Here is a 1,040-nt window from a genome sequence, read left to right on the forward strand (position 1 = left end):
TGTAACATAATACAAGCTGCGGTAATCCCATGGAGGCTTGCGTAAGTCCGGCACATCGTCGGCAGCTGCCTGAGAAGTGGGAAGCCTCGCCCGTGGCGCGTCAGCGCTTAGGGCGGGGAGCAGTCACTAATAGGGGGCTAACTCACGGCCTGCCACACCAAGTTAACCCCCACTAAGAACATGGCCAGAATGACTAAGCGGTAAAACAGCTTTTCATTGACGCGACTCTGTAGCCAGAGGCCGTTACGCACCCCGATCCAAGCAACGGGCACAAGCAGCAGCGAGGCCCAGGCGCTGGTCATGTTGACTTCGCCTAGCCACATATACGGGCCTAGTTTGATAGTGTTTACCACCGCGTAGGTCACCGTACAGGTGGCAATAAAGGTCTCTTTCGTGAGCTTGCGCGGCATCAGGTACATGTTCATCGGTGGCGCGCCCGCGTGGGCAATGAAGCTGGTAAAGCCGCACACACTAGAGGCGGGCAGTGCCCAGTAGGTGGAAATGGGTTTTTTCGCCACGGGCTTGAGCAGCATATAGGCCGCAAACACGACCGAGAGAATGCCCAGCACCAGCCGCACGCCCTGCTCGCTCAGGCTGCCAAACAGCAAAGTGCCCACCGTCACTCCAATAAACAGCCCCGGCACAAAGCGCCATACCTCCGCGCTATCGTGCTTACCCCACCACGCTTTGACGGCAAATGCATCCATCACCAGCAATAGCGGCAGCAGCAGCCCGGCTGCCTGGGTCGGGCTAATCGCCAGCGCCATCAACGGCACCGAGAGCGTGCCAAAGCCGCCTGCAAAGCCCCCTTTAGAGACGCCGGTGAGGTAGACAGAAAAGATAATCAACAGCCAGGCGATAAGGGAGTAATCGGGGAGCATGGGAGCCTCTCAAAGTGTTCAAAAGCGACCGAATCGAGTAGGAGGGGGAGTCGCCTCCCCCGTCCTCTCACACCACCGGGCAAACGGATCCGTACCACGGCGGTTCCTGTCCCCCATTATCGGGCTGAGCTTCGTTCCGCTGAATTCGCTCGCCTGTGT

General features: G+C 58.7%; 1 protein-coding gene. It reads right to left on the bottom strand.

Annotated elements, in window-relative coordinates; translation table 11 throughout:
- Positions 1–137 precede the first annotated feature (137 nt).
- Entirely contained in the window at positions 138–881 is a 744-nt protein-coding gene (locus tag L1249_RS17385) for a sulfite exporter TauE/SafE family protein (protein WP_228169078.1), read from the bottom strand.
- Positions 882–1,040 lie beyond the last annotated feature (159 nt).

It is taken from the genome of Halomonas sp. Cn5-12 (assembly GCF_021532545.1).
GTDB classification, from domain to species: Bacteria; Pseudomonadota; Gammaproteobacteria; order Pseudomonadales; family Halomonadaceae; genus Vreelandella; species Vreelandella aquamarina.

Coding starts and splice junctions, on each gene's coding strand:
- L1249_RS17385 (WP_228169078.1), bottom strand. CDS start 881: ATGCTCCCCGATTACTCCCTTATCGCCTGGCTGTTGATTATCTTTTCT.